Source organism: Pantoea folii, from assembly GCF_056678875.1.
The window spans coordinates 43218-65725 of record NZ_JBWXON010000013.1 but is presented as its reverse complement, the minus strand read 5'-3'; the positions used below and the strand labels follow the sequence as shown (position 1 = coordinate 65725).

General features: G+C 57.1%; 16 protein-coding genes. 8 read left to right on the top strand and 8 right to left on the bottom strand.

Annotated features, from left to right (window positions below; genetic code table 11):
• Positions 1 to 7 precede the first annotated feature (7 nt).
• The 7 genes from cobA to AC1MDE_RS15720 form a co-directional block, all read right to left on the bottom strand.
• Positions 8 to 829, bottom strand: a complete 822-nt coding sequence (cobA, locus tag AC1MDE_RS15750; protein ID WP_058960199.1) for a uroporphyrinogen-III C-methyltransferase — start codon at positions 827 to 829, stop codon at positions 8 to 10.
• An 11-nt stretch (positions 830 to 840) separates the two neighbouring features.
• Complete coding sequence (locus AC1MDE_RS15745; RefSeq protein ID WP_480344816.1) at positions 841 to 3444, bottom strand: nitrate reductase; 2604 nt, start codon at positions 3442 to 3444, stop codon at positions 841 to 843.
• A complete protein-coding gene (gene nirB / locus AC1MDE_RS15740) occupies positions 3441 to 7508 on the bottom strand; it encodes a nitrite reductase large subunit NirB (RefSeq protein ID WP_480344815.1) in 4068 nt (1355 codons plus the stop codon). The genes AC1MDE_RS15745 and nirB overlap by 4 nt, the downstream gene beginning before the upstream one ends.
• Before the next feature lie 10 nt (positions 7509 to 7518).
• Complete coding sequence (locus AC1MDE_RS15735; protein ID WP_058960201.1) at positions 7519 to 8307, bottom strand: ABC transporter ATP-binding protein; 789 nt, start codon at positions 8305 to 8307, stop codon at positions 7519 to 7521.
• 10 nt (positions 8308 to 8317) lie between these two features.
• Positions 8318 to 9193 carry a nitrate ABC transporter permease gene (gene ntrB / locus AC1MDE_RS15730; protein ID WP_480344814.1) on the bottom strand — a complete coding sequence of 292 codons (876 nt, stop codon included), beginning with the start codon at positions 9191 to 9193 and terminating at the stop codon, positions 8318 to 8320.
• A gap of 11 nt (positions 9194 to 9204) precedes the next feature.
• On the bottom strand, positions 9205 to 10458 hold the full coding sequence (locus tag AC1MDE_RS15725) for a CmpA/NrtA family ABC transporter substrate-binding protein (protein ID WP_480344835.1): 1254 nt from the start codon (positions 10456 to 10458) through the stop codon (positions 9205 to 9207).
• 267 nt (positions 10459 to 10725) lie between these two features.
• The gene (locus AC1MDE_RS15720; protein ID WP_479400776.1) at positions 10726 to 11946 is read right to left on the bottom strand and encodes a nitrate- and nitrite sensing domain-containing protein; all 1221 of its coding nucleotides are present in this window, start codon (positions 11944 to 11946) and stop codon (positions 10726 to 10728) included.
• A 480-nt stretch (positions 11947 to 12426) separates the two neighbouring features.
• Here AC1MDE_RS15720 and AC1MDE_RS15715 point away from each other — a divergent pair, with 480 nt between their 5' ends.
• The 8 genes from AC1MDE_RS15715 (at position 12427) to AC1MDE_RS15680 (ending at position 21418) form a co-directional block, all read left to right on the top strand.
• A complete protein-coding gene (locus tag AC1MDE_RS15715) occupies positions 12427 to 12918 on the top strand; it encodes an SH3 domain-containing protein (protein ID WP_176505716.1) in 492 nt (163 codons plus the stop codon).
• An 85-nt stretch (positions 12919 to 13003) separates the two neighbouring features.
• On the top strand, positions 13004 to 14218 hold the full coding sequence (icmH, locus tag AC1MDE_RS15710) for a type IVB secretion system protein IcmH/DotU (protein ID WP_480344813.1): 1215 nt from the start codon (positions 13004 to 13006) through the stop codon (positions 14216 to 14218).
• Positions 14218 to 16332 carry a type VI secretion system membrane subunit TssM gene (gene tssM, locus AC1MDE_RS15705; protein WP_058960206.1) on the top strand — a complete coding sequence of 705 codons (2115 nt, stop codon included), beginning with the start codon at positions 14218 to 14220 and terminating at the stop codon, positions 16330 to 16332. The genes icmH and tssM overlap by 1 nt, the downstream gene beginning before the upstream one ends.
• Positions 16333 to 16345: 13 nt before the next feature.
• On the top strand, positions 16346 to 17044 hold the full coding sequence (gene tagF / locus AC1MDE_RS15700) for a type VI secretion system-associated protein TagF (protein ID WP_058960207.1): 699 nt from the start codon (positions 16346 to 16348) through the stop codon (positions 17042 to 17044).
• 33 nt (positions 17045 to 17077) lie between these two features.
• Positions 17078 to 18193, top strand: coding sequence for a type VI secretion system-associated FHA domain protein TagH (tagH, locus tag AC1MDE_RS15695; RefSeq protein WP_058960208.1), 1116 nt, complete (start codon positions 17078 to 17080; stop codon positions 18191 to 18193).
• Positions 18190 to 18966: a PP2C family protein-serine/threonine phosphatase gene (locus AC1MDE_RS15690; protein ID WP_045816028.1), complete on the top strand. Its 777-nt coding sequence runs from the start codon at positions 18190 to 18192 to the stop codon at positions 18964 to 18966. The genes tagH and AC1MDE_RS15690 overlap by 4 nt, the downstream gene beginning before the upstream one ends.
• A gap of 14 nt (positions 18967 to 18980) precedes the next feature.
• Positions 18981 to 19931, top strand: a complete 951-nt coding sequence (locus AC1MDE_RS15685; RefSeq protein ID WP_479398790.1) for a hypothetical protein — start codon at positions 18981 to 18983, stop codon at positions 19929 to 19931.
• 65 nt (positions 19932 to 19996) lie between these two features.
• On the top strand, positions 19997 to 21418 hold the full coding sequence (locus AC1MDE_RS15680; RefSeq protein WP_479398792.1) for a serine/threonine protein kinase: 1422 nt from the start codon (positions 19997 to 19999) through the stop codon (positions 21416 to 21418).
• On the opposite strand, the gene AC1MDE_RS15675 is transcribed toward AC1MDE_RS15680, so the two are convergent.
• Complete coding sequence (locus AC1MDE_RS15675) at positions 21419 to 22087, bottom strand: gamma-glutamylcyclotransferase (protein ID WP_034824260.1); 669 nt, start codon at positions 22085 to 22087, stop codon at positions 21419 to 21421.
• Positions 22088 to 22508: the final 421 nt, after the last annotated feature.

Below are 22508 nucleotides of genomic sequence, written 5' to 3'. Positions count from 1 at the left end.
TGCGAGTTTATTTAGCCATAAGTGAAATTGCGCTGAGATCGGCGCTTTGGGGCTGGCGATAAAAGCGTACCACTTCACCCACCAGCAACAGTGCCGGGGATTGCGCCTGCTCACGAGCAATGGTGACGGTCAGATCCGCCAGAGTGGTCACCATCACGCGCTGGTCAGGGCGCGTTCCATTTTCAATGATCGCCACCGGCGTATCGGCAGCGCGACCGTGGGCCTGCAACTGGGCGCTGATGCTGGCGCTCCATTTCAATCCCATGTAAAACACCAGCGTCTGATTGCTGGCGGCTAAGCTGGCATCTTCCAACTGTGGCTCACCGCTTTTGCCGTGCCCGGTAATCAACCGCAAAGACTGCGCACAGTCGCGATGCGTCAACGGAATGCCGCTGGCTGCCGCACAACCAGCGGCTGCGGTGATGCCGGGCACTATCTGGCAGGCAATACCCGCCTGCTGCAGAAATAGCATCTCCTCACCGCCACGTCCGAAAATAAAGGGATCGCCGCCCTTCAACCGCACCACTAAACGACCACTTGCCGCCAGATCGGCCAGCAACTGATTAATCTGCGACTGCTTCAGACCATAGCTGCCGGGCTTTTTACCGACATCAATGGCCAGCGTGCCGGGCAGTACTTCGGCCATGATCTCGTCGCTTACCAGGCGGTCATACACCACCACATCGGCGCTTTTGATCAGACGTAGTGCTTTCAGCGTCAGTAATTCGACATCACCCGGCCCTGCGCCCACCAGCCACACACAGCCCGGCGCCGCATCCCCACTCTGAAGATTGAACAGTTTTTCGAGACGCTCAACGGCCTGAGTCATGAAGTTCTCCGCTACTGCGCCACGCGCAGGGTTGCCAGTAAGTTTTTTAGCTCCGGAATACAGGAGCCACAGTTGGTGCCGCACTTTAGCGCCGCGCCGAGTGCCGCTGGAGAATCGCAGCCCTGCTCAATCGCCCGACGAATCGCCACTTCACCCACGCCGAAACAGCTGCAAACCGTCCGCCCCTGACTTTCACCCTGAGCCGGTCGCCCACCCAATAGCGCATGGCGCAGCTGCGGAGAAGTTGGCTCTTCCGTAAAGGCTCGCGCCACAAAGCCATGATCAATTTCTGGCAGCCAGGGCGCGGCATAAAACGCACACACCAAACTTCCGCTGCGCCAGCCCAGCATGTGTAACTGCTGTCCCGCCTGCGCCTGTTGCCACTGCAGTTCCTGCATAGAGGGTAACTGCATCAACCAATCTGCTGCCTGCGCCTCACCCGCCAGCACATACCGCTGTGCTCCCTGTTGCGGCGCACGCGACCAATACTGCAGTTGCGGTGGCGTTATCACCTCCGACATAAATAACCATCCCTGCCACGTCGGACGCAGCGGTTGCAAACGCACCGCGGTCTGCTTCAACGCAGGTTGCCCCGAGTCGGGGCAGCAGTGAGCAGCCACTAAGCCGTCGACATTCGCCTGCGCACTAAACTGACGCGTCCAGTGCATCGGGATAAACAGCTGGCCGCGCGTTAAGCCACTGTCGATCACCACACGACCACTCCACCAGCCCAATGCCGACTGCACGCGAGTGAGATTGCCCTGACTTAGGCCATGTGCCGCCGCATCGTGCGGGTGCAGCGCGACAAAAGGCTCATCATAATGCTGCATCAGGCGCGGCACGTTGCCCGTGCGCGTCATGGTGTGCCACTGGTCGCGGATGCGCCCGGTGTTCATCAATAAGGGATAGCGCGCGCTGGTGAGCGTCTTAACCGGGATGGCAGGCGGCAGCAAACGCGCTTTGCCATCCGCGTGGAAGAAACGACGATTGGCAAACAGCCGTGCGGTGCCACTCGGTGCGCGGTCATTCAACGGCCACTGCACGGGTGCCAGCTGGTCATATTGCTCACGGGTGATATGCGCCAGTGCACTGATGTCGAAAGCGCGGCGGCCATGATTTTCGAAGCCAGACAGCGCCGCATGTTCAGCAAAAATTTCGCTGGGATGCTGCCAGGCAAAGGCTTCGGTATATCCCAGACGTTGGGCCACCTGCGCCAGCAACCACCAGTCAGGTTTCGCTTCACCAGCTGGGGCAATAAAACTGCGCTGGCGTGAGATGCGCCGCTCGGAGTTGGTCACCGTACCGTTCTTCTCGCCCCACCCTTGCGCGGGCAGCAAGACGTGCGCTAAATCAGCGGTATCACTGCGCGCGCTCACTTCCGACACCACCACCAGTTCGCACTTTGCCAATGCCTGAACGATACGATTGCCTTCAGGCATCGATACCGCCGGATTGGTGCCCATAATCCACACGGCTTTGACCTCGCCACGATCAATCGCATTGAACAGATTTACCGCCGTTAAACCGGGCTGACGCGCCACCTGAGGGCTGCTCCAGAAGCGACTCACGCGGTCCACTTCCTCTTCGCTGAACCCCATATGCGCCGCCAGCTGATTGGCGAGGCCACCGACCTCACGCCCGCCCATGGCGTTCGGCTGTCCGGTCAATGAAAAGGGACCCGCGCCTGCATAGCCGATTTTTCCGCTAAGCAGATGGGCATTGATAATGGCGTTGTTGTTGTCACTGCCGGTTTGCGACTGGTTAATGCCCATGCACCACAGCGTGAGCACGCGCGGATGTGCGGCAAACCGCTGCCAGAAGGCCAGGATGTCCTGCTCGCTGAGCTGGCAGGCGACAGCGACCGTGGCCAGCTCCCAGGCTTTGCAGGCCGCCAGCGTGGCTTCGACATTGGACAGATGGGGCAGCATGCTTGCATCCACCGCATCATTGTCGCTCAGCCAGTTAAGCAGCCCGGCGAACAGCGCACTGTCCGATCCCGGCTGCAGGGCCAGATGCAGATCGGCGATATCACAGCTGGCAGTTCGACGTGGGTCGATCACCACCAGCTGCATCTCGGGTCGATCGGTTTTCGCCTGCACCAGCCGCTGCCACGCCACCGGATGCGCCCACGCCGCGTTTGAACCGACCAGCACCACCATATCCGCCTGTTCGATATCTTCATAACAGCAGGGCACGGCATCGGCACCGAATGCGCGTTTGTAGCCCACCACTGCCGACGCCATACATAGCCGCGAGTTGGTATCGATATTGGCGGCGCCGATAAAGCCCTTCATCAGCTTGTTGGCGGTATAGTAGTCCTCGGTCAGAAGTTGGCCAGAGCCATAAAACGCCACTGCCTGAGGACCATGCTGATCGATGATACGGCGCAATCCCTGTGCGACATGATCCAGCGCCTGATCCATGCTGACGCGTTCACCGTTGATCTTCGGCCACAACAGACGCCCTTCATGAGACAGGGTTTCACCCAGCGCAGAGCCTTTCACGCACAGGCGGCCAAAGTTCGCCGGATGCTGGTGGTCCCCGCTCATCGACTGTTCGGGCGCGTGGATTTCTACGCCACAGCCCACGCCGCAGTAAGGACAGGTGGTTTTCATGATGCTGCCGCGAGCGCGAGAATAGGTTCATGACCGAGCCACACTTTGCCGCCATCCACGCGTACCGGCCAGCAGCGCAGCTGGTGCTCGGCATTATCCAGACTCTGTCCATCGCGCAGCCGAACCCGCTGCTTATACAGCGGAGAGATCACCACCGGTTCGCCCGCCACATCGCCGAGAATGCCGCGCGACAATACGCTGGCCTGCGTGCCCGGCTCAATATCCTCCAGCGCGTAGATCGCTTCACCTAAGCGGAACAGCGCCACACGCTGGCCACCCAGTCGCGCGCCCATCCCTGCTGCCTCCGGAATTGACGCCACATCACAAATGGCGCTCCAGGGTTCAGCAGGCAGCGTTGTCACTGGAATGATGTCCATGGCCGCGGGTTGTCGCTGGTCGCGCACGCGCACATAGTTGAGGGTTTCATCCGCTTGCTCACTGTTGACGGTTGCACTGAACAGTGCACGGCGTGAAGGGTCCTGCAGCGTGCTCTGCCATTCACACTGGTAGCGATCCACCACCAGCTGCATCTCCTGCTCCAGCATGTCGCCGATACCGAGGGCATCCTCGATAATTACGCTGCGCAGGTAATCCAGTCCGCCCTCCATGTTATCCATCCACACGCTGGTGCGCTGCAGACGGTCGGCAGTGCGCACATAAAACATCAGAATACGATCGACATAGCGCAGCAGGGTTTCATCATCCAGATCGCTGGCGAACAGGTCAGCGTGACGCGGTTTCATGCCGCCATTGCCGCACACATAGAGGTTCCAGCCTTTGTCGGTGGCGATCACCCCAATGTCCTTGCTCTGCGCTTCAGCACACTCGCGGGTACAGCCCGACACCGCCATTTTGATTTTGTGTGGGGCGCGAAGCCCCTTGTAGCGATTCTCCAGCGCAATCGCGAACGCAGTAGAATCCTGTACACCATATCGACACCAGGTCGAACCCACACAGGACTTCACGGTGCGCAGCGATTTGCCGTAGGCGTGGCCGGTTTCAAAGCCAGCGGCAATCAGTGTTTCCCAGATTTCTGGCAACTGATCCAGCCGTGCACCAAACAGATCAATACGCTGGCCGCCAGTGATTTTGGTGTAGAGATCGTAACGTGCCGCCACTTCGCCGATGGCAATCAGCCCTTTTGGCGTGATTTCTCCGGCAGGCACGCGCGGCACCACGGAGTAAGTGCCATCTTTCTGGATGTTGGCAAAGTAGCGGTCATTGGTGTCCTGCAACGGCAGATGCTGGGGTTTGAGCAGATACTCGTTCCAGCACGAGGCCAGCAGCGAGCCCGCCAGCGGCTTGCACACTTCACAGCCGTGGCCTCGCCCATGCTGCTCGATCAGTTGGTCAAAGGTGGTGATATTGCCGACGCGAATCAGGTGATACAGCTCCTGACGCGAATAGGCAAAGTGCTCGCAGATATCCTTTTTGACCACCACGCCCTGGGTCGCTAGCTCCAGTTCCATCACCTGTTTCACCAGCGCGCTACAGCCGCCACAGCCTGTGGCCGCTTTGGTGCAGCTTTTGATTGCGGCCATATCGCCGCAACCGCCCTGCACGGCTGCACAAATATCCCCCTTGCTGACGTTGTGGCAGGAGCAGATCTGCGCGGCTTCCGGCAACGCCGCTACCCCCAACGCTTTGGATGGCGCCCCTGCCAGCTGCGGCAGAATAAGGCTTTCTGGTTCACTCGGCAGCGGCATCTTGTTGAGCATCATCTGAAGCAGACTGCTGTAATCACCGCTGTCACCCACCAGCACACCGCCGAGCAAGGTTTTGCTGTCTTTGCACACCACCAGTTTTTTGTAGATGCCTTTGGGATTGTCAGTCCAGTGATAGCTTTGACTGTCAGCGGTGCGGCCATGCGCATCCCCAAACGAGGCCACTTCCACACCGAGCAGTTTAAGCTTGGTGCTCATATCCGCGCCGCCGAATGCCAGCTCCTCCTGCGCCAATTGCGCTGCCAGCACGCGCGCCATCTGATAGCCCGGTGCCACCAAACCAAATACCTGCCCTTGCCACAGCGCACACTCGCCAATTGCATATACGCCGGCCACGTTGGTTTCACAGCCGTCGTTAATGGCAACGCCACCCCGCTCGCCGAGTTGAATCCCCGCCGCACGCGCCAGTGCATCGCGCGGTCGGATACCGGCCGAGAACACAATCAGATCGGTTTCCAGTACGCTGCCATCGGCAAAGCGCAGGTGCATGCTGCCGTCCGGCTGGCTTTCAATCGCTTCGGTCTGTTTGCTGGTGTGGATCTGCACGCCCAGCGCGCTGATTTTGCCGCGCAGCATTTGCGCCCCGCCGTCATCCAGCTGCACCGCCATCAGACGCGGGGCAAACTCCACCACGTGGGTTTCCAGCCCGAGTTGCTTCAGGGCGTTGGCCGCCTCCAAACCCAGCAAACCGCCGCCGATCACCACGCCGCGCTTGGCCTGTTTGGCACAGGCGGCAATCGCATCAAGATCGGCCAGGGTGCGATAGACAAAACAGCGCGGATTCTCACGTCCTGGCACCGGCGGCACAAATGGCATCGATCCGGTGGCCAGCACCAGTTTGTCCCATGCCAACTCCGCACCGCTGGCATCGCGCAGGCTGCGCTTGTCGGTATCAATCGCCAGCACTTCGCAACCCGTGCGCAATTCTATCCCGTGTTGCTCGAAGAAGTTCTCGCTCACCAGCGAGAGATCGTCAGCACTTTTGCCAGTGAAGTACTCGGTGAGGTGCACACGGTCATACGCCATCTGCGGCTCGTCGCCATACACCACGATGTGATAGTGCTGATGCAGTTCACGACTCACCAGCTGCTCAAGAAAATGGTGGCTGACCATACCGTGGCCCACCACGACGAGAAGAGGTTTGCTCATCACATTGCTTCCTGCAGCACACGGCTGCGTTAAGGGATTGTCCAGACCAAACAGCGCGTGAATGTCCACGTGTTCTGCCTGTTGTAATTGGGTTAGCAGCGAACTGGCGCCCTGACTGTCGCCAAACAGCAGCACGCCGCGCAGGGCGCCATCGCGCAAGAACAGACGGCGATAGTGACCGTCGAAAGGATCAAAACTGGTAATAGAGTCGCCTTCACGGATGTCGCCCGCGCTGAACATCTCAATGCCGGTGACTTTGAGCCGCGTGCCGCTCTCCTGGTGGTAAAAATCCGCCAGCGGTTCGCCCGCCAGCTGTGCCGCCAGCACGTCGGCCTGAGCCAGACACGGTGCCACCAGACCAAAGGTTTCACCGTCGATTTCACAGCATTCCCCGAGGGCATAGACGTTAGCGACCTGAGTTTGCAGCTGGCGGTTAACGATGATGCCGCGCTGACACGGCACGCCCGCCTGCTGCGCCAGGGCGCTTTCAGGCATCACGCCAATCGCCATTACTACCTGCTGCGCGGGCAGCAACGTGCCATCGGTGAGCGTCACGTGAGCGTGCTGGATCGATTGCAGCGACACGCCGAGACGGCAGTGGATCCCGCGCTGAGTGAGATGCTGTGTCAGCAGCGCGCCCGCCTGTTGATCCAGTTGGCGATCCAACAGCCACGGACGATGATGCAGCAGCGTGACATCGCGCCCGCGCAGACGCAGCGCCGCAGCGGCTTCCACGCCAATCAACCCGCCGCCCAGCACCACCACCGGGCCATCCTGCGCCAGCATGGTGTCGACATCGCGCAGCGTGCGGAAACCTAAAACCTGTGGGTGTTCGACCCCCGGCAGATCCGGCATACGGGGTTGGGATCCACAGGCGAACACCAGCTGATCCCAGTGCAGCGTGCGTTGATCGGTGAACACCGTCCGCGCAATGAGATCCACCTGCAGCGCTTCTTCCCCCATCAGCAGTTGTACGTCATGTGCGACATACCATTCCGGCGTGTGGATCAGCGTGTCAGCGAAGGCTTTTTCCCCAGACAGCACGGGGGACAGCATGACGCGGTTGTAATTGCCCTCTGCTTCACGGCCAATCACCGTGATGGCATAGCGGCCCGGCGCACGTTGCAGCAAGGTTTCCACCATGCGCATCGCCGCTATCCCGTTACCGATCACCACCAGCTGCTGAGTCATCGCCCGCTCCTTACGCCACTGCCGTCTGTTTTTCGTAGAGGAAATGCAGGATCTGCTGGCGTAGCTGGTGATAGCGCGGCTCATCGGCCAGCGCCACGCGTGAACGCGGGCGCGGCAGATCGATAGCGAGGATCTCACCCACCTGCGCCGCCGGTCCGTTGGTCATCATCAGCACGCGATCCGATAACAACACCGCTTCATCTACGTCATGAGTGATCAGCACAATGGTGGTTTTTAGCTCCTGCTGGATACGCATCACGCTGTCTTGCAAGTGGGCACGCGTTAAGGCGTCGAGCGCGCCGAACGGCTCATCCAACAGCAGCACGCGCGGTTTCATCGCCAGCGCACGCGCAATACCGACGCGCTGCTTCATGCCACCGGAGATTTCCGAGGGGCGCTTGTGCATGGCATGGCCCATCTGCACACGATTGAGGTTGTGTTCAATCCACTCACTCATCTCGCTCTTGTTCATCTGCCCTTTAAACACCTGCTGCACCGCCAGTTCGACGTTTTGATAAGCGGTGAGCCACGGCAGTAGCGAATGATTCTGGAACACCACCGCACGCTCAGGGCCGGGGCCGCTGATTTCGCGGTTCTCACACAGCAACACGCCGCTGCTCGGTTGAGTTAAGCCGGCGATCAGGTTGAGCAAAGTAGATTTACCGCAGCCGGAGTGGCCAATCAGGCTCAATGTTTCACCCGCGTGGATATCGAAGCTAACGTTATCGAGTGCCAGAAATTCACCGCTGGCGGTGTTAAAACGCTGACTCACCTGCTGTACGCGAATAATCGGATTCATCATCGGCCCCTTATTTATCCCAGCTAAAACGACGTGCCAGCAGCATCAGTGCTTGCTCCAGCAACAGCCCAATCACGCCGATCACTACGATGGCGATCAGGATGTTTTCCACATTGAGGTTGTTCCACTCGTTCCAGATCCAGAAGCCAATCCCGAGACCACCGGTCAACATCTCGGCGGCGACAATCACCAGCCAGGCGATGCCCATCGACAGGCGCATCCCGGTGAGCACGGCGGGCAATACCGCCGGGAACAGGATGCGGCGCATCACCGTCCATTCGTTGAGTTGCAGCACGCGGGCGACGTTGAGGTAATCCTGCGGGATGCGCTGCACGCCCTCGGCGGTGTTGATCACCATCGGCCAGATCGAGCAGATGAAAATGGTCCAGCTGGAAGCGGGTTCGGCACGCTGGAACAGCAGCAGGCCAATCGGCAACCACGCCAGTGGGCTGACCGGACGCAGCAGCGCGATGATTGGGTTGAACATGCGTGCCACAAAGGTGAAGCGGCCAATCAGGAAACCGGCTGGGATGCCCACCAGCGCTGCCAGCCCAAAACCCACCGCCACGCGTTGCAGCGAGGCGACGATGTTCCATCCAATGCCCTGGTCGTTGGGCCCGTTGTTATAGAAAGGGTCAGCGAACAGCGTGACGGCCGCCTGCCAGGTGGCAAACGGCGTTGGAAAGCCTTTGCTCGACATCGATGCCAGCTGCCAGACAAACAGCAGCAAAATTACACCGCAACTCGCCGGGATCAGTCTTTGTAGCAGCGGCTGCAGCCAGCGCTGACGAGCGCGCGGTTTCTGTGGCACCTTAAGCGCAATCACCTGCGCCGGTTGAGCGACGACAGGCGTCGCGGGTTTTAGCGTGCGGGCTTCAGATTTCATGCTGACCTCACTTAACTGCGTTTAATGGCAAAGCTGTCGGCATAAGCGGCGGGGTTGCTGCCGTCCCACACTTTGCCGTCAATAAGCGTGCTGCTGCGCATTTCACTGGACGGCACGGAGACGCCTCCCACTGCGCTGGCGGCTTGTTTGTAGATGTCGATACGATTGATTTGACGGGCAACGGCGGCGTAATCAGGAGCGGTCTTCACCATGCTCCAGCGTTTCATCTGCGTCAGGAACCACATGCCGTCGGAGATCCACGGATAGCTCACTTCGCCATCATGGAAGAAGCGCATGGCGTGCGCGTCCTGCCATTTCTGACCGAGACCGTTTTCGTACTGGCCGAGCATGCGCCCTTCTAAGGTTTCAACTTTGGTATTGATCCATGCGCGCCCGGCTAATACGGCGGCGGTTTCTTTGCGGTTTTCATCCGACGCATCGATCCAGCGTGCGGCTTCCAGCACCGCTGCCGTCATGGCGCGCGCCGTGTTGGGGTTTTCTTGCACCCATTGCGCGCGGGTGGCGAGGATTTTTTCCGGATGATCGGGCCAGATTTGCTGCGTGGTGGCGGCGGTAAAACCGATGTTGTCGCTGATGGCGCGCTGATTCCATGGCTCGCCCACGCAGAAGCCGCTCATGTTGCCCATCTTCATGTTCATTACCATCTGCGGCGGCGGCACCACCACGGTGCGCACATCCTCAAACGGATCGATACCGGCGTTTGCCAGCCAGTAATAGAGCCACATGGCGTGGGTGCTGGTCGGGAAGGTGTGCGCGAAGGCGAACGTGCCTTTCGCCTGGGTGGCGATCAGCTTTTGCAAGCTGGTGGCATCATTGACCTTCTGCTCTTTTAGTTGATTGGCGAGCGTGATGGCCTGACCGTTGTTATTCAACGTCATCAGGTTAGCCATGTCGTGTTGTGGCCCTGCTACGCCCAGCTGTAAGCCGTAGATCATGCCGTACAGCGCGTGTGCCGCATCCAGCTCTCCGGCTGTGAGTTTGTCGCGCACCGCCGCCCAACTGGCTTCTTTACTCGGCAGCAGCGTCAGACCGTATTTCTTATCAAAACCTTTTACAGAAGCCATCACCACAGGAGCGCAGTCAGTGAGTGGAATAAAGCCCACACGCACGCTGCTTTTTTCGGGCGCATCTGAACCGGCAGCCCATACCGCATTGCGTAAGCCCGGCAGTAAATAGCTGCTTCCTACCACCGCGCTACCCAGCAGGAACTGACGACGTGAGACTGAAAACCGCGTTTTACTCATCATGCGCTTCCTGAAAAAAAGAAATAAAAAAAGGCGTCCTCCCGCATGTCGTCAAAACATGGGGCCGGACGCCTTTATCCAAAGCACTCGCTTCACCGCCGTTGGCGAAACAAATGCGCAATGTCTGTGTAATACTGCAAAGCCTGTGCCAGAAAATTTATTACTGCAAAATCAATATTACCGCGCCATTGAGCCGTAAATCTGACTCCACTTTGCACTGCCCTGACGCACAATACGCACAAGCTTTGTGCAACTACCTCCTTCGGGTTATGGCTTCAGTGTGGCCGCTACGGCGAGGATCGCCTGAGCAATATCCAGCATGCGTTTGTTTTGATTCATGGCACTTTTGCGCAGCGCTTGCCACGCATCCTGCTCGCTAAAACCGTGCTGCTGCATCAGCCATCCTTTGGCCTGATCGATGACTTTTCGCTCATCCAGAGAAGCACGCATGGTGGCAAGTTCATCCGCCTGTGCCTGTAACCGTTGCGCCTGTTCACGAATCAATGACAGCACAGAGCGGCCGAGTTGGGGGGCGAGGCCGTTACTGTCGAGCGTTGTTTCCTGCTCACCCAGCCAGCTGGCTCCCGCCACGTAAAGAGAGAAACTCGCATCCTCATTGAACGCCAGATGCTGCGGCTCAGCCTGTTCGCTCACCGCAATGGCGCGCTGGCAACACGCCATTAATGTGCTGCAGAGCCCATCCTCAATCTGTTTCATCTGATCGAGTCGTTGGCTCAGCAATGTGAACCACTGCAGCACGCCATTTTCGCCGCACTGCGCGCCGGTGCAGGCAATACGCCGCAGTCGCTCAATCTGGCTATCTGCATCCGCCATCAATAGCCATTGTTGTTGGTTGTGCGCATCCGCGAAATGACTGAAGGTCGCGAAGCTTTGCTCTTGAGCAGTGATCAACATTTGAATCCGCTGGCGCTGTTCAGCAGTAAACTCCCCGGCAGCGAACCCGGCTGAACCGGTAGCGCGCTCCTGCCCCGCCAACTCCTTACCCTGCATAAAGCTAAAGAGCGCAATCAGCGCGCGGGAAATCTCCGGCTCACTGGCCGTATCAGTGGCTTCGAAGACCAGATTAAGTAAGGTGCGGATAATGTGATTAAAGCCCTCCATCGCCTCTGCATGGCTGCACTGCCCCGCCCGTATTTGCTGGCGTAACGATGGCAGGCTCTCTAACGACTGCAGCGCTGCAGCTATTAGCATACAGAAACGGCTGTAACCCGGCTGCGCCACCGCTTCCGGCAGGACCATAAGGGCATTTTCCTGTCGCTGCTCTACCTCAAGTGCGCGCGCATCCAGCTCATCGCTAAACAACCGCCCTGCGGAACAGATCCAAATGTTGCTGGCACCGCGCTCACGTTGCAGCACGTGAATTAACTCACTGATGGCGAGAATCTGTTCGCCTGTGCGCATAAGTCGTCGCAGGCTGGCAATTTCGCTGGCGCGGCTGGCGCGCAAATATTCAAAGGCCCGGCTCATAAGGTTCTCTTGAGCAAAAAGACATAACGATTCTAAGCAAAAGCCGTGCCGGACCGACTTTAAAGCTGGCGGAAATGTACACGGAAATTCCGAAAGTAAGAAAATTGTTTACCTGCGCAATCTTTTTTTAACCTTAAGGAAAGATTAAGAACGCTTACCAATTACAAGACATCTTTCTACGGCACTTCGGCTTTATCGCCTGCGTCACACACTTACACGACTAAATAAGTAAATTCAGCTTATCTATCACTATAGGCACAGGTTTTTTATCCCCCCTGATATGCGCTGTTTTCGCCCGGTAGCACGGGTTTTCTCGCTATGCAATGGATTGAATTCTCAAAAGTCTTAGGTAGACTGAGCACAGTACTATCTTTCTGTAATCTGACTGTTTTTTGATGGCTTTCCCGCTGCATACTCTGCCCGCCTTAAATGCGTGTGCCACATATTAATCTGCAGCTAATCTGATGAAATTTGAGGTTCATGGTGAATAAGAGTCTGTTGCTCACTCTGCTGGCAGTATTGACGTTGGCGGGTTGTAAAGCGCCACCACCGCCGATGACTGATGACACCCTGGTTACCAGTGAGGTAAATGGCGTCAAGCTGGTTCACCGTCATGCGGTGGCTGCGCCAGGCGAATTCACGCCGGTTAATGAGAGTTTCCGCGCACTGTATGCGGCGTCGGTGATGACCACGCCAGATTATGGCGGCAAGGTCGTTCGTTATCTCGATAACGCTAAACCCTTTGAAGTACTGGGACGTGTCGAACACAGTTGGTTAGCCGTTGCCGATGAACCCAATGGACAACTGATTGGTTACATCCCGCCGAAAGCCGGGGTTGAAAGTAGCCGTTATGACGCCACCCTGCGTAGCGACCGTCCACGTCCCCGCCGTACTAAACAGGTCTGCGTGGCCGTTGGCGGTGCCAGCAAGGCTTGCCGCACCAACGATACCGCGACCTGGATCCTAGACTGATAATGCAATATGGCGCAGATTGCCCACAGCAAGGTCGCACTCTGTGGACGCTCCCTAGCGCCATTGCCAGGAAAAAAGATATTTAATGATCCAGGATTCTGTTGTCCGCGATGGCATTGTCGCGGGCAACGATAACCTTTTGCTTAATGCCGCAGCACCGATATTGAATGCCGTTGTCCGTCTACGGCAGGCTGCTACGCATGACGATCCCGCCGGTTTACGCCAGTTACTCATTGAAGAGATCCGCCAATTCGAACATCGCTGCAAGCAAGCCGGTTTGCCGTTTGAGATGATTATTGGTGCGCGCTACTGCTTATGCAGCGTACTGGATGAAGCCGCCGCACAAACTCCATGGGGTACGCGCGGTGTGTGGTCAGGGAACGGCATGCTGGTCACTTTCCATAATGAAAGCTGGGGCGGCGAAAAAGTGTTTCAGCTGCTTTCCCGCGTCTCGCAAAGCCCGCAGCAACACCTGTGGTTGCTGGAGCTGATTCATTACTGTCTGTTGCTGGGCTATGAAGGACGTTATCGCGGCAGCGATGCTGGCCGTGCACAGTGTGAAGGGATTCGTAAACGCCTCGCTCAACTGATCCAGGAAACGCGCCCGTCAACCACTAACCCGGCCGTGCCGCTGGTGGAAGTGCATCCCCTGGTCAGTCGCTTAACCCGTCCGATGGTGCCGCTATGGGCCTGTGCGATGTTAGCGGCCCTGATTGCCTGCCTGATTTACAGCGGCCTGAACTGGCGGCTGGGCAATGCGGCCGAGCCGCTGCTGCGCGCCATCTATCAAACACCGCTGCCACAAATTATGCCCGGCCGTCGCCCTACCTCACCGCAGGCATTGCTGGATTTGCATCAGCGTTTGAATGATGTGATCGCCGCCGGTCAACTTGAAGTCAGCGATGGCGCCTTTGGCAGTAAAGTGATCATTCCTGCCGATAAACTCTTCTCCCCTGACGGTACCGTGGTCAATCAGGTTGGTCGCGCGCTGTTGGCGCACGTTGCCAGCGCCATGAAAACCGTTAAAGGCACGGTACTGGTGTCGGTGTATACCGATAACAGCCCGGTGGATGGGCGTTTTGCCTCAAGCTATGAATTTTCCTTTGCGCGCGCACGCGCCGTGACCCAGTTGCTAAACCCGCAACTGGCGGAAGGGCACAGTGTGAAAGCGGAAGGCCGCGGCGACAGTAATCCGCTGCTGCCAAATGACAGCAATGAAAACCGCGCGCGCAACCGCCGTGTGGAGATCACCCTGTTTGCCGCACCGGAAACCCTTGGCAATCATCCAGGAGGTGAGTGATGCGCGCATCGCTGCAACATCTGTTAACCCACCGCCTGCTGTGGAGTCTGATTGGTGTCACTGCCTTAAGCTGTGTGCTGTGGATGCTCGGCCCGCTGTGGAGTTGGGGAGACACCCGCCCCCTTGAGCCGGTGTTTCCTCGTCAACTGCTGGTCGGTTTGCTGTTCTTCTGCTGGGTGCTGTTCCAGTTTATCCCGGCGATCTGGCGCGGCTGGTTTAACAGTAAACTCCTCAACCGTTTGCAGGAGATGAGTCACGAAGAGCTGTCCGATCGTCAGGCCACTGATACGCTGCTGGCTCAGCGCTTCAGTGAAGCAGCGCTGCGCCTGAAACGCACACAGTTTGGTCGACGTCATCAACAGAACTGGCTGGCCCGCTTTCAGAGCCACTATCTCTACCAACTTCCCTGGTATGTGATGATTGGGGCGCCCGGCGCGGGCAAAACCACCGCCCTGCTCAATGCCGGACTGGAGTTTCCACTGACCGATAGCCTTGGCAAAGCGGCGATTCGCGGCGTCGGCGGTACGCGTCACTGCGACTGGTGGTTTACCGACAGCGCGGTGTTGATCGATACCGCAGGGCGATATGCCCTGCAGGAGAGCCAGCGTGCACGCGACGGCGCCGAGTGGCAGAGTTTCATCAACCTGTTAAAACGCTATCGCACCCGCCAGCCGATCAACGGGGTGATCATGACCATTAGCGTTGCCGATCTGCTCACCGATTCCGCGGAAGCACGTCACGCTCAGGCCAGCGCGTTACGTAGCCGCATGCAGGAGTTACACCAGCAAACCGGTATCCATTTCCCGGTGTATGTGATGGTGACCAAGACCGATCTGCTGAAAGGGTTTTTGAGCTTTAACGACGGCCTGAGCAAACCGCAGCGCGACGCCATCTGGGGATTCACCTTCCCCTGGGAACCGGGTAAACCGCACAAAGATGACTGGCATAACAGTTTTAGCCAGCAATATCAGCGTTTGGAACAGCGCCTGCAGCAGCAACTGCCCACGGTGATGGCGAATGAACGCGATCTCACCCTGCGTGCTGACTGTTTCCTGTTCCCACAGGAGTTCAGTTCGTTAAGGCCGTTGCTGAATGAGTACCTGGATGTGGTGTTCTCGCGCCATGAGGATGAGATTGCCTGGTCAGCGCGCGGCTTATTCTTTACCAGCGGAACTCAGGAAGGCTTACCGTTTGATCGCATCATGGGCGAACTCAACCGTAAGCTTCAATTGCCACATACCGGTGAAAGTAGCCTCGCCACCTGGGATAGCGTCACCCGTAATAACCCCATCCCCGGCAATAAAGGCCAGAGTTTCTTTATCCGCGACCTGCTGAGCGATCTGGTGTTCCGCGAAAGTGGCTTAGCGGGCAGTAATCGCCATTGGGAGTACCGCAACCGCCTGTTCCACTGGATTGGCTACGGTGCGCTCACCGGCGCATTGCTTTTGCTCTCCGGTTTATGGCTGGCCAGCTATGTCCAGAACCAGCAATATCTTAACCAGGTCGCTGAGCGTATTGAGCCAATGACTCGTCAGAGTCAGCAGGTGATTCATCAGCCAGCCGATAATATCTTTGATCTGCTACCCTTCTTAAATAACCTGGTGAAGCTGCCGTTGTCGGAGCGCTTTTCCCTCGACAATCCACCGCTTAGCATGCGCGTGGGTCTCTATCGTGGCAACCAGGTAAGCGATGCGGCATGGGTGCTTTATCAAAATGCGCTTAAGTCTCTACTGTTACCGCGCGTGGCCCAGCAAATCACCAATTTGCTGCGTGATGACCCCGGTAACGACAATGAATACAGCCGCAATGCGCTGCGTGCCTATCAGATGTTGTATCAACCGCGCAATTATGACGGCGAATTCCTGCGTGCCTGGCTGATGCAGAATCTTCAACGCAATCTGCCAGATGATGTCAGCGCCCGGGATTTGCAGCAGCTTGACTGGCATCTTAGCCAGCTTCTGGATCAGCAGATTCAGTCGTCGCCTTATGCGCGAGATAACGCACTAATGATGCGCAAGCTTGCAGAAAATCTGAAAATTGCCGGTGCGAATGGCAGTTCGCTGGCGATTGCACCACAGCGGGTTTCGCAGCGATTGACCGGACACAGTGAGTAATGGTGAGGTAACCATGGCGACGCACACCGCGCCGGGTTGGTACGGCAAATTACCGGCCACCGGCGATTTCCTGCGCCAGCGCCTGAGTGAGAATACCGTGACGCCCTGGAGCCATTGGTTTCAACAGGGGCTCATGCACTGGCATCAGCAACCCGATGCCTCCACTCAGCTGTTTCTGCGCGCACCTGTCTGGAATTTTGTTCTGCCGCTGTCGCCGCTACGTCAGCAGGTGCAGATGGGCTGCCTGCTGCCTTCGTGCGATCGCGTGGGGCGCAGCTGGCCGCTGCTGGCTTTGCGAAGTTTTCCGCTCAGCCACTGGCACAGCGCTCAGCTGGCCATGTCGGGCGACTGGTTTCAGGAGTTGGGCACGCTGCTACTGCGCGGCGTGCGTGACCGGCTGAACCCCGATGCGCTGGAGCAGCAGATGCAAGGCGTCACGCCGCTGATGGTCCCGGATAATCAGCGCAGCGATATTATGGATGTGATTGGTTTTGATGATCTGCCCTGCACGCTGAGCTGGCGTGAAGTGGCGGATAAATTTGATCCCCAGCAGCATATTAGCTACTGGTGGAGTAATCGCAGTGACGGTTTTGCCCACGCCACACACAAACACAGTGGGCCGCTCACCGCGCAACTTTTTGCGTTACTGTTTAACCCGGCGGCAGGTGCACAGCCGGGACGCAACGGCCTCTATCCACCCATGTTTGAATGAGCCGCAGCGTTTTCCTTGTTAACAGGATGACTCATGCAATTTACCATTGTGCAGTGCAATACGGATGTGCCAGCAAAGACGGTTGCTTTTAAACCGCCTGGGGGAACCATTGGCCGCAGTCAGGATAACGATCTGGTGCTGCCTGACGAATCGCGCGCCATTTCACGCTTGCAGGCGCTGGTGCATATCTCCCCGGAAGGTGAATGCCGCCTGACCAATCAGGGCAGCGTGACCTCGGTGGTATTGAACGGCGTGGCGCTACAGCGTGGTTCACAAGTGCAATTACAGCATGGTGATGCACTGCAAATCGGCGATTATGGCCTTGAGGTGCGCGATCCTGCCTGCCAGAGTACCCAGCATGATGACCCGCTCACGTTCTTCGCGGACAGCGCTGCCGATCCTCTCGGTATGCAGCAGGCATTCGACAGGGTGCCGGAACCCACTGCGGCGCGTCCGGAGCGCCTGACTGACCCACGCCTGGGTATTGATCCACAAAGTGATGCCCCTTCGGCTCCCGCCACGTTGCCGCATGCAGATCAGGACAAACTGCTGGCCGCGCTGCTGGAGGGCATGGGATTGAACAATGGCCATCACACGACGATCACCGAAGAGCAGATGCGCGTGACCGGCCGCATGCTGAGCCTGTTCTCGCAAGGCACTGTTGCCCTGCTCTCTTCCCGTTCGATCCTCAAGCGCGGCGTGAAAGCCGATATGACGATGATCCTCAATGAGGCCAACAACCCGTTTAAAATTTTGCCTTCGGGTAAAACGGTATTGATGCAGATTTATCAGAGCCAGATGCCCGGTTTTATGCCGCCAGAAGCGGCAGTGCGCGATGCACTGGTGGATTTGCAGGCGCATCAGCTGGGTATGATCGCTGGCATACGCGCGATCATCGCGGCGATGCTGCAATCCTTCAATCCGCAACGGCTGGAAGAGGAAGCACGTAAAGATGGCGTGTTGCCTAAGCTACCGTTTAACGGCGGGCGTAAAGCGGCCTTGTGGGATTACTTTTCACGCCACTACCAGCGCACTGCCGGTGAAATTGAAGATGACTTCCATACCCTGTTTGGTGAAGCTTTCCTGCATGCGTATGACATGGAAGTGAATCAATATAAAGATTCCCAGACTCGGACCGAAGACGCATGAAAATGATGTTTGCCAGCCGTTGCCAGCAGGGAATGCGCGATGAAAACCAGGATCGCACCGGAGCCGAGCTGGATGAGCACAAAGCCTGCTTTCTGGTTTGCGATGGCGTGGCCGGTTTGCCTGGCGGTGATAAAGCGGCGCAAATCGTGCGGGATACGCTGCTGACCCAGTTACACAACAGCCCGACGTTCACGCCCGAGAGCACTCGTGCAGCGATTGAGCACTGCCAGCAGGTGTTGCTTGAGGCGCAGGGAAAAAATCCGAAATATGCTCGCATGAGCACCACGCTGGCCGCGCTGTTTATTGACCGCGAGACACAGCGCGCATGGTGGGCGCATGCTGGTGACAGCCGGGTTTATCACTTCCGTCATGGGGTGTTGAGTCAAGTGACGCGTGACCATAGTCTGGCGCAGCAACTGCGCGAAGCAGGCTATGAAAATACCGGAATTAACAGTAATTTACTCTATAATGCGCTCGGCGTTGAGCCTGCACGTCCAGCCACCTTTAGTGAAGTGATTTCATTGACGGATGGCGATGCGTTTCTCGTCTGCACCGACGGGTTCTGGCTCAATCTGACCACTCACGAGATGGAACAAGCCCTGCGCATGGTCAATGCCTGCGAAGAGTGGCTGACTTTGATGGAACAAGCCGTTAACCGCAGTGTAAAAAGCGACAATCTCAGCGCTCTGGCCATCTGGATTGGCGAACCGCAGGAAGCGACGCTGCTTTATTCCCAGGCTGATGCGGCACGTTTTCTGCCGACACGTTATTGATCCCAAGGACCCTTATGAAAGTGTGGTTGCCGGGCTTAGCGACCCTGTTGCTGGCTCTAAATGCGCAAGCTGATGATTATCGTGTGGTCTATTCGCCGAGTCTGTCGCTTGAAGTCTATATCGATAATGTGGCCAGCAATTCACCCAACGACTGGTGCAAAGAGACCTTGCCGTTGCGTATTGTTTCCGGCAAAAGCACTGATTCCAGCATTCTGACCAGCTTCCTGCCGCGCGTTGGCACGCTGCTGGCAAATCAATGCGGCACGCTGGATGAAATCCCGTGGCAGATGACCAATAAAGACGGCAGCGTGCTGGCCAACGGCAGCGCAGCAAAATTACAGAACTGGCGACCCATCGTGATTAACGATGCGACCGCCAGTGCCAGTGCCAGCAATGCCGCCCCGCTGGATCTCTCACGCCCGGCAGACAGCACCCCATTGCAGCACTTCACCCTACCAGCGGGTTGTCATTTCCGCACCTCCTGGGACGAAAACGGCGACTCGCTATTTATTCCGGATAACCCGCAGCAGCACTGCTCCACGGATGGCTGGCTTGAAGGCCCGAGTGAATTAACGCTGATGAGTGGTGACAAAACCCGCTCGCTGGTGGTGAATTTCTATCAGGGCTATCCCATTGCCAACCTCAAGCTCAGCGGCCCGGCACTGGAAGTGGTGGCGGTGAACAAACAGCGCATGATCGTGACGCGTCCGGACGCCGAAGAGAGTTGGTTAGTGCTGCCGTTCGATAGCCAGCAACATGTGTGGCGCTTCACCGGCAATCTGCTGATTAAAATGGATAAGACAGCGGGTGAAGACAGTGACACGGTGAAGAGTCGGGTTGAAACCTTACGCGGCGTTTGGTCGTCGCAGTTTATGCCACAGCAAAAAGTGACTGTGTTACTGATTGACACCCTGCATGCGGATCTTGCCGATCCGGCGATTGGTGCCTGGCGTAACATTAATTAATTAGCGGTCGTCGCCTGACCTCAACAGACGGGCAGGCGCTACAGGACGTGTTCAGAGAGTTCACTATGTCGGCAAACGAAAACCACACACCGAATGCCCTGCCTGCGGGTTACCGGTTTAATGAATTTGAAATCAAGGAAGTGATTGGCGGCGGCGGCTTTGGCATTGTTTACCGTGCCTGGGACCATCAACTGGAACGCACCATCGCTATCAAAGAGTACATGCCGGTTTCACTGGCGGTGCGTGCCGCTGACCTGTCGCTGGAGTTGCGTGGCGAGCGCTTCCAGAAACTGTTCAACGCCGGACGTAACAGCTTCATTCAGGAAGCCCGTTTGCTCGCACGTTTTAATCATCCCGGCCTGCTGCACGTGTTGCGCTTCTGGGAAGAGAATGGCACCGCCTACATGGGCACGCTCTACTACAGCGGGATGACATTAAAAGAGTGGCAGGTCACCAGCCCGGACAGTATCGATGAGTCCTGGATTCGTCGGCTGTTACCGCCGCTGTTTGGCGCAATTAATACCATCCATACCGCCGGTTATCTGCACCGTGATATTTCGCTGGATAACATCCAAATCCAGGAAAATCAGCTGCCGGTGTTACTCGATTTTGGTTCAGCGCGTAAGGAGATCGGCAATCTCTCCGATGAAACCGAGATCATGCTGAAGCCTGGCTTTGCCCCGATTGAGCAATACAGTGAAGAGGGTGAAGTTGAGCAAGGGCCGTGGACCGATATCTATGCGCTTGGCGCGGTGCTGCACAATCTGATTACCGGCCATGCGCCTCCAGTTAGCGTGGTGCGCTGCATCGAGGATAACTATCAGCCACTGGTTGAACGCAAGCCAGCAGGCTATTCCCTGCCGCTACTGCATGCCATCGACTGTGCGCTGGCAATGAAACCCGGCGATCGCCCACAAAGCATTGATGCGTTTGCCAGCCTGATTGATTTGCCGGTGAGCGATGTTGAAGCACTGGTCACCACCTTCCCGGTGGCGGTTGAAGCTCCAGCTCCAGCGCCGGAACCCGTCGCCGCTCCGGTGCCTGAACCACAGGTAATGGCGGTGAATCATGCAGCGGCGGCGATTGAACCTGTCACGCCACGCAACGTGCGTCGCCTTTCGCCTGGTCTGGTCGCCGCCGCTGCCATTGCCATTCTGGCCGTGGTGGTGGTGGTGTGGAAAACGAATCGCCACAGTGAAACCGCTTCGATAGCCGCTACACCTTCTGCGTCAGCGCCGGTAGCGAGTCAGAGCGCAGCAGCCAGCGCGCCAGGTATGGCAACCGTCTATCTGCGCTTGCAGGAGGGCGAGAAAGTGCTGCTTAACGGCGAAGCGAAGGACGTGAAACCCACCGGCAGTGGCTTTGCTTCACTCAATCTTGCGGCGGGGAGTTATCGAATTGAAGTGCAAAATGGCAGCCAGGTAATGAGCCAATCACTGACCATTGACAAACCCGGCACCTGGCTGATTAATCCGGTTAAACAGTAGTTAACGCGCTGCAGATTGCTGCAGCGCCCTCACCTCAGCGGCCAGACGCGTCAACGCATCTTCCTGCATGCCGCGTTTACCCAACTCCTGTTCGAGGGAGTAGAGATACTGAGCATTGGTGCCCAATGGTCCGCTGGCCTGGGCAATCAACGGTGCGATGGTGCTGCGACAGGAGTCTGCTTCATACAGCGGGTGACGCGGATCCATGATAAATACCAACGCCGTCACTTTGCGAGCATCTTCCAGTTCCAGTTCGCACCAGGTTGGCAGATAACAGCCGGTGATCATCTCGCGCTTCCACAGCAGCTCCAGCTCGTCATGCAGCCGCGCTTCGGGTAAACGGAAAGCCAGACCGCTGGTTGAACCGCCTTCTTTTAGCGCCAGCATACGACCGGGCGTCGATACCGTTCCTCTGCCGGCGGTCAGACGCAGACAGAAAGCACGATGCCAGCCTTCGAGTCGCCCGGAAGCCACTTCTTCCGCCTCAAACACCGGGTTCCACATCAGGGAGCCATAGCCAAATATCCACACCGGGCTTTGGTCAGGGCGACAAGCCAGTGTGGCAGCGAGTGACGCGGCACGCTTTTCACAGCTCCACAGCAGCGCTTCGTCGATATCGCCAAATGATGTTTTACAATCCGCTTTTAAAAGAAATTCCCGGGTTAACAATGCGACCTCCTCTACTGCACTGACATCCTGTCGGTTCGGCTCCTCAAAGATGATGTCTCACAGGCAACACGCGTTGCGTCGAATTAAGAGAAGACATTAATGCATTTTTAACAAAAGTTTCAAGATTGACCCCGATCACAAAGGGGAAATTCTTTGTAAATAGCATCGGCTGCCTGGCAGATAACTTGAACAGAGTGATGACGAAGAAAGCAATGAAATGGCAAACATATACTTTAGTTACACAAGGTTTTTTAAATCCATAAAACCACGATAACCCTCATTGAAATCAGATTAAAACAGGCATTATTTTATCTTAAAATGACTTTTATCGATTTACAACAAGATGAATAGTCGATGTTATTAGAAGATAATTGCTTCTTTTGCTGGATTAGAATCAAAAACCTGACTAAGTAAAGTCGCG

Bases quoted from the DNA above. Each gene is read 5' to 3' on its own strand.
- nirB (WP_480344815.1), bottom strand. From the start codon at position 7,508: ATGACTCAGCAGCTGGTGGTGATCGGTAACGGGATAGCGGCGATGCGC.
- icmH (WP_480344813.1), top strand. From the start codon at position 13,004: ATGATCCAGGATTCTGTTGTCCGCGATGGCATTGTCGCGGGCAACGAT.
- tagF (WP_058960207.1), top strand. From the start codon at position 16,346: ATGGCGACGCACACCGCGCCGGGTTGGTACGGCAAATTACCGGCCACC.
- tssM (WP_058960206.1), top strand. From the start codon at position 14,218: ATGCGCGCATCGCTGCAACATCTGTTAACCCACCGCCTGCTGTGGAGT.
- AC1MDE_RS15725 (WP_480344835.1), bottom strand. From the start codon at position 10,458: ATGAGTAAAACGCGGTTTTCAGTCTCACGTCGTCAGTTCCTGCTGGGT.
- AC1MDE_RS15720 (WP_479400776.1), bottom strand. From the start codon at position 11,946: ATGAGCCGGGCCTTTGAATATTTGCGCGCCAGCCGCGCCAGCGAAATT.
- tagH (WP_058960208.1), top strand. From the start codon at position 17,078: ATGCAATTTACCATTGTGCAGTGCAATACGGATGTGCCAGCAAAGACG.
- AC1MDE_RS15715 (WP_176505716.1), top strand. From the start codon at position 12,427: ATGGTGAATAAGAGTCTGTTGCTCACTCTGCTGGCAGTATTGACGTTG.
- cobA (WP_058960199.1), bottom strand. From the start codon at position 829: ATGACTCAGGCCGTTGAGCGTCTCGAAAAACTGTTCAATCTTCAGAGT.
- AC1MDE_RS15745 (WP_480344816.1), bottom strand. From the start codon at position 3,444: ATGAAAACCACCTGTCCTTACTGCGGCGTGGGCTGTGGCGTAGAAATC.
- AC1MDE_RS15690 (WP_045816028.1), top strand. From the start codon at position 18,190: ATGAAAATGATGTTTGCCAGCCGTTGCCAGCAGGGAATGCGCGATGAA.
- ntrB (WP_480344814.1), bottom strand. From the start codon at position 9,193: ATGAAATCTGAAGCCCGCACGCTAAAACCCGCGACGCCTGTCGTCGCT.
- AC1MDE_RS15680 (WP_479398792.1), top strand. From the start codon at position 19,997: ATGTCGGCAAACGAAAACCACACACCGAATGCCCTGCCTGCGGGTTAC.
- AC1MDE_RS15735 (WP_058960201.1), bottom strand. From the start codon at position 8,307: ATGAATCCGATTATTCGCGTACAGCAGGTGAGTCAGCGTTTTAACACC.
- AC1MDE_RS15685 (WP_479398790.1), top strand. From the start codon at position 18,981: ATGAAAGTGTGGTTGCCGGGCTTAGCGACCCTGTTGCTGGCTCTAAAT.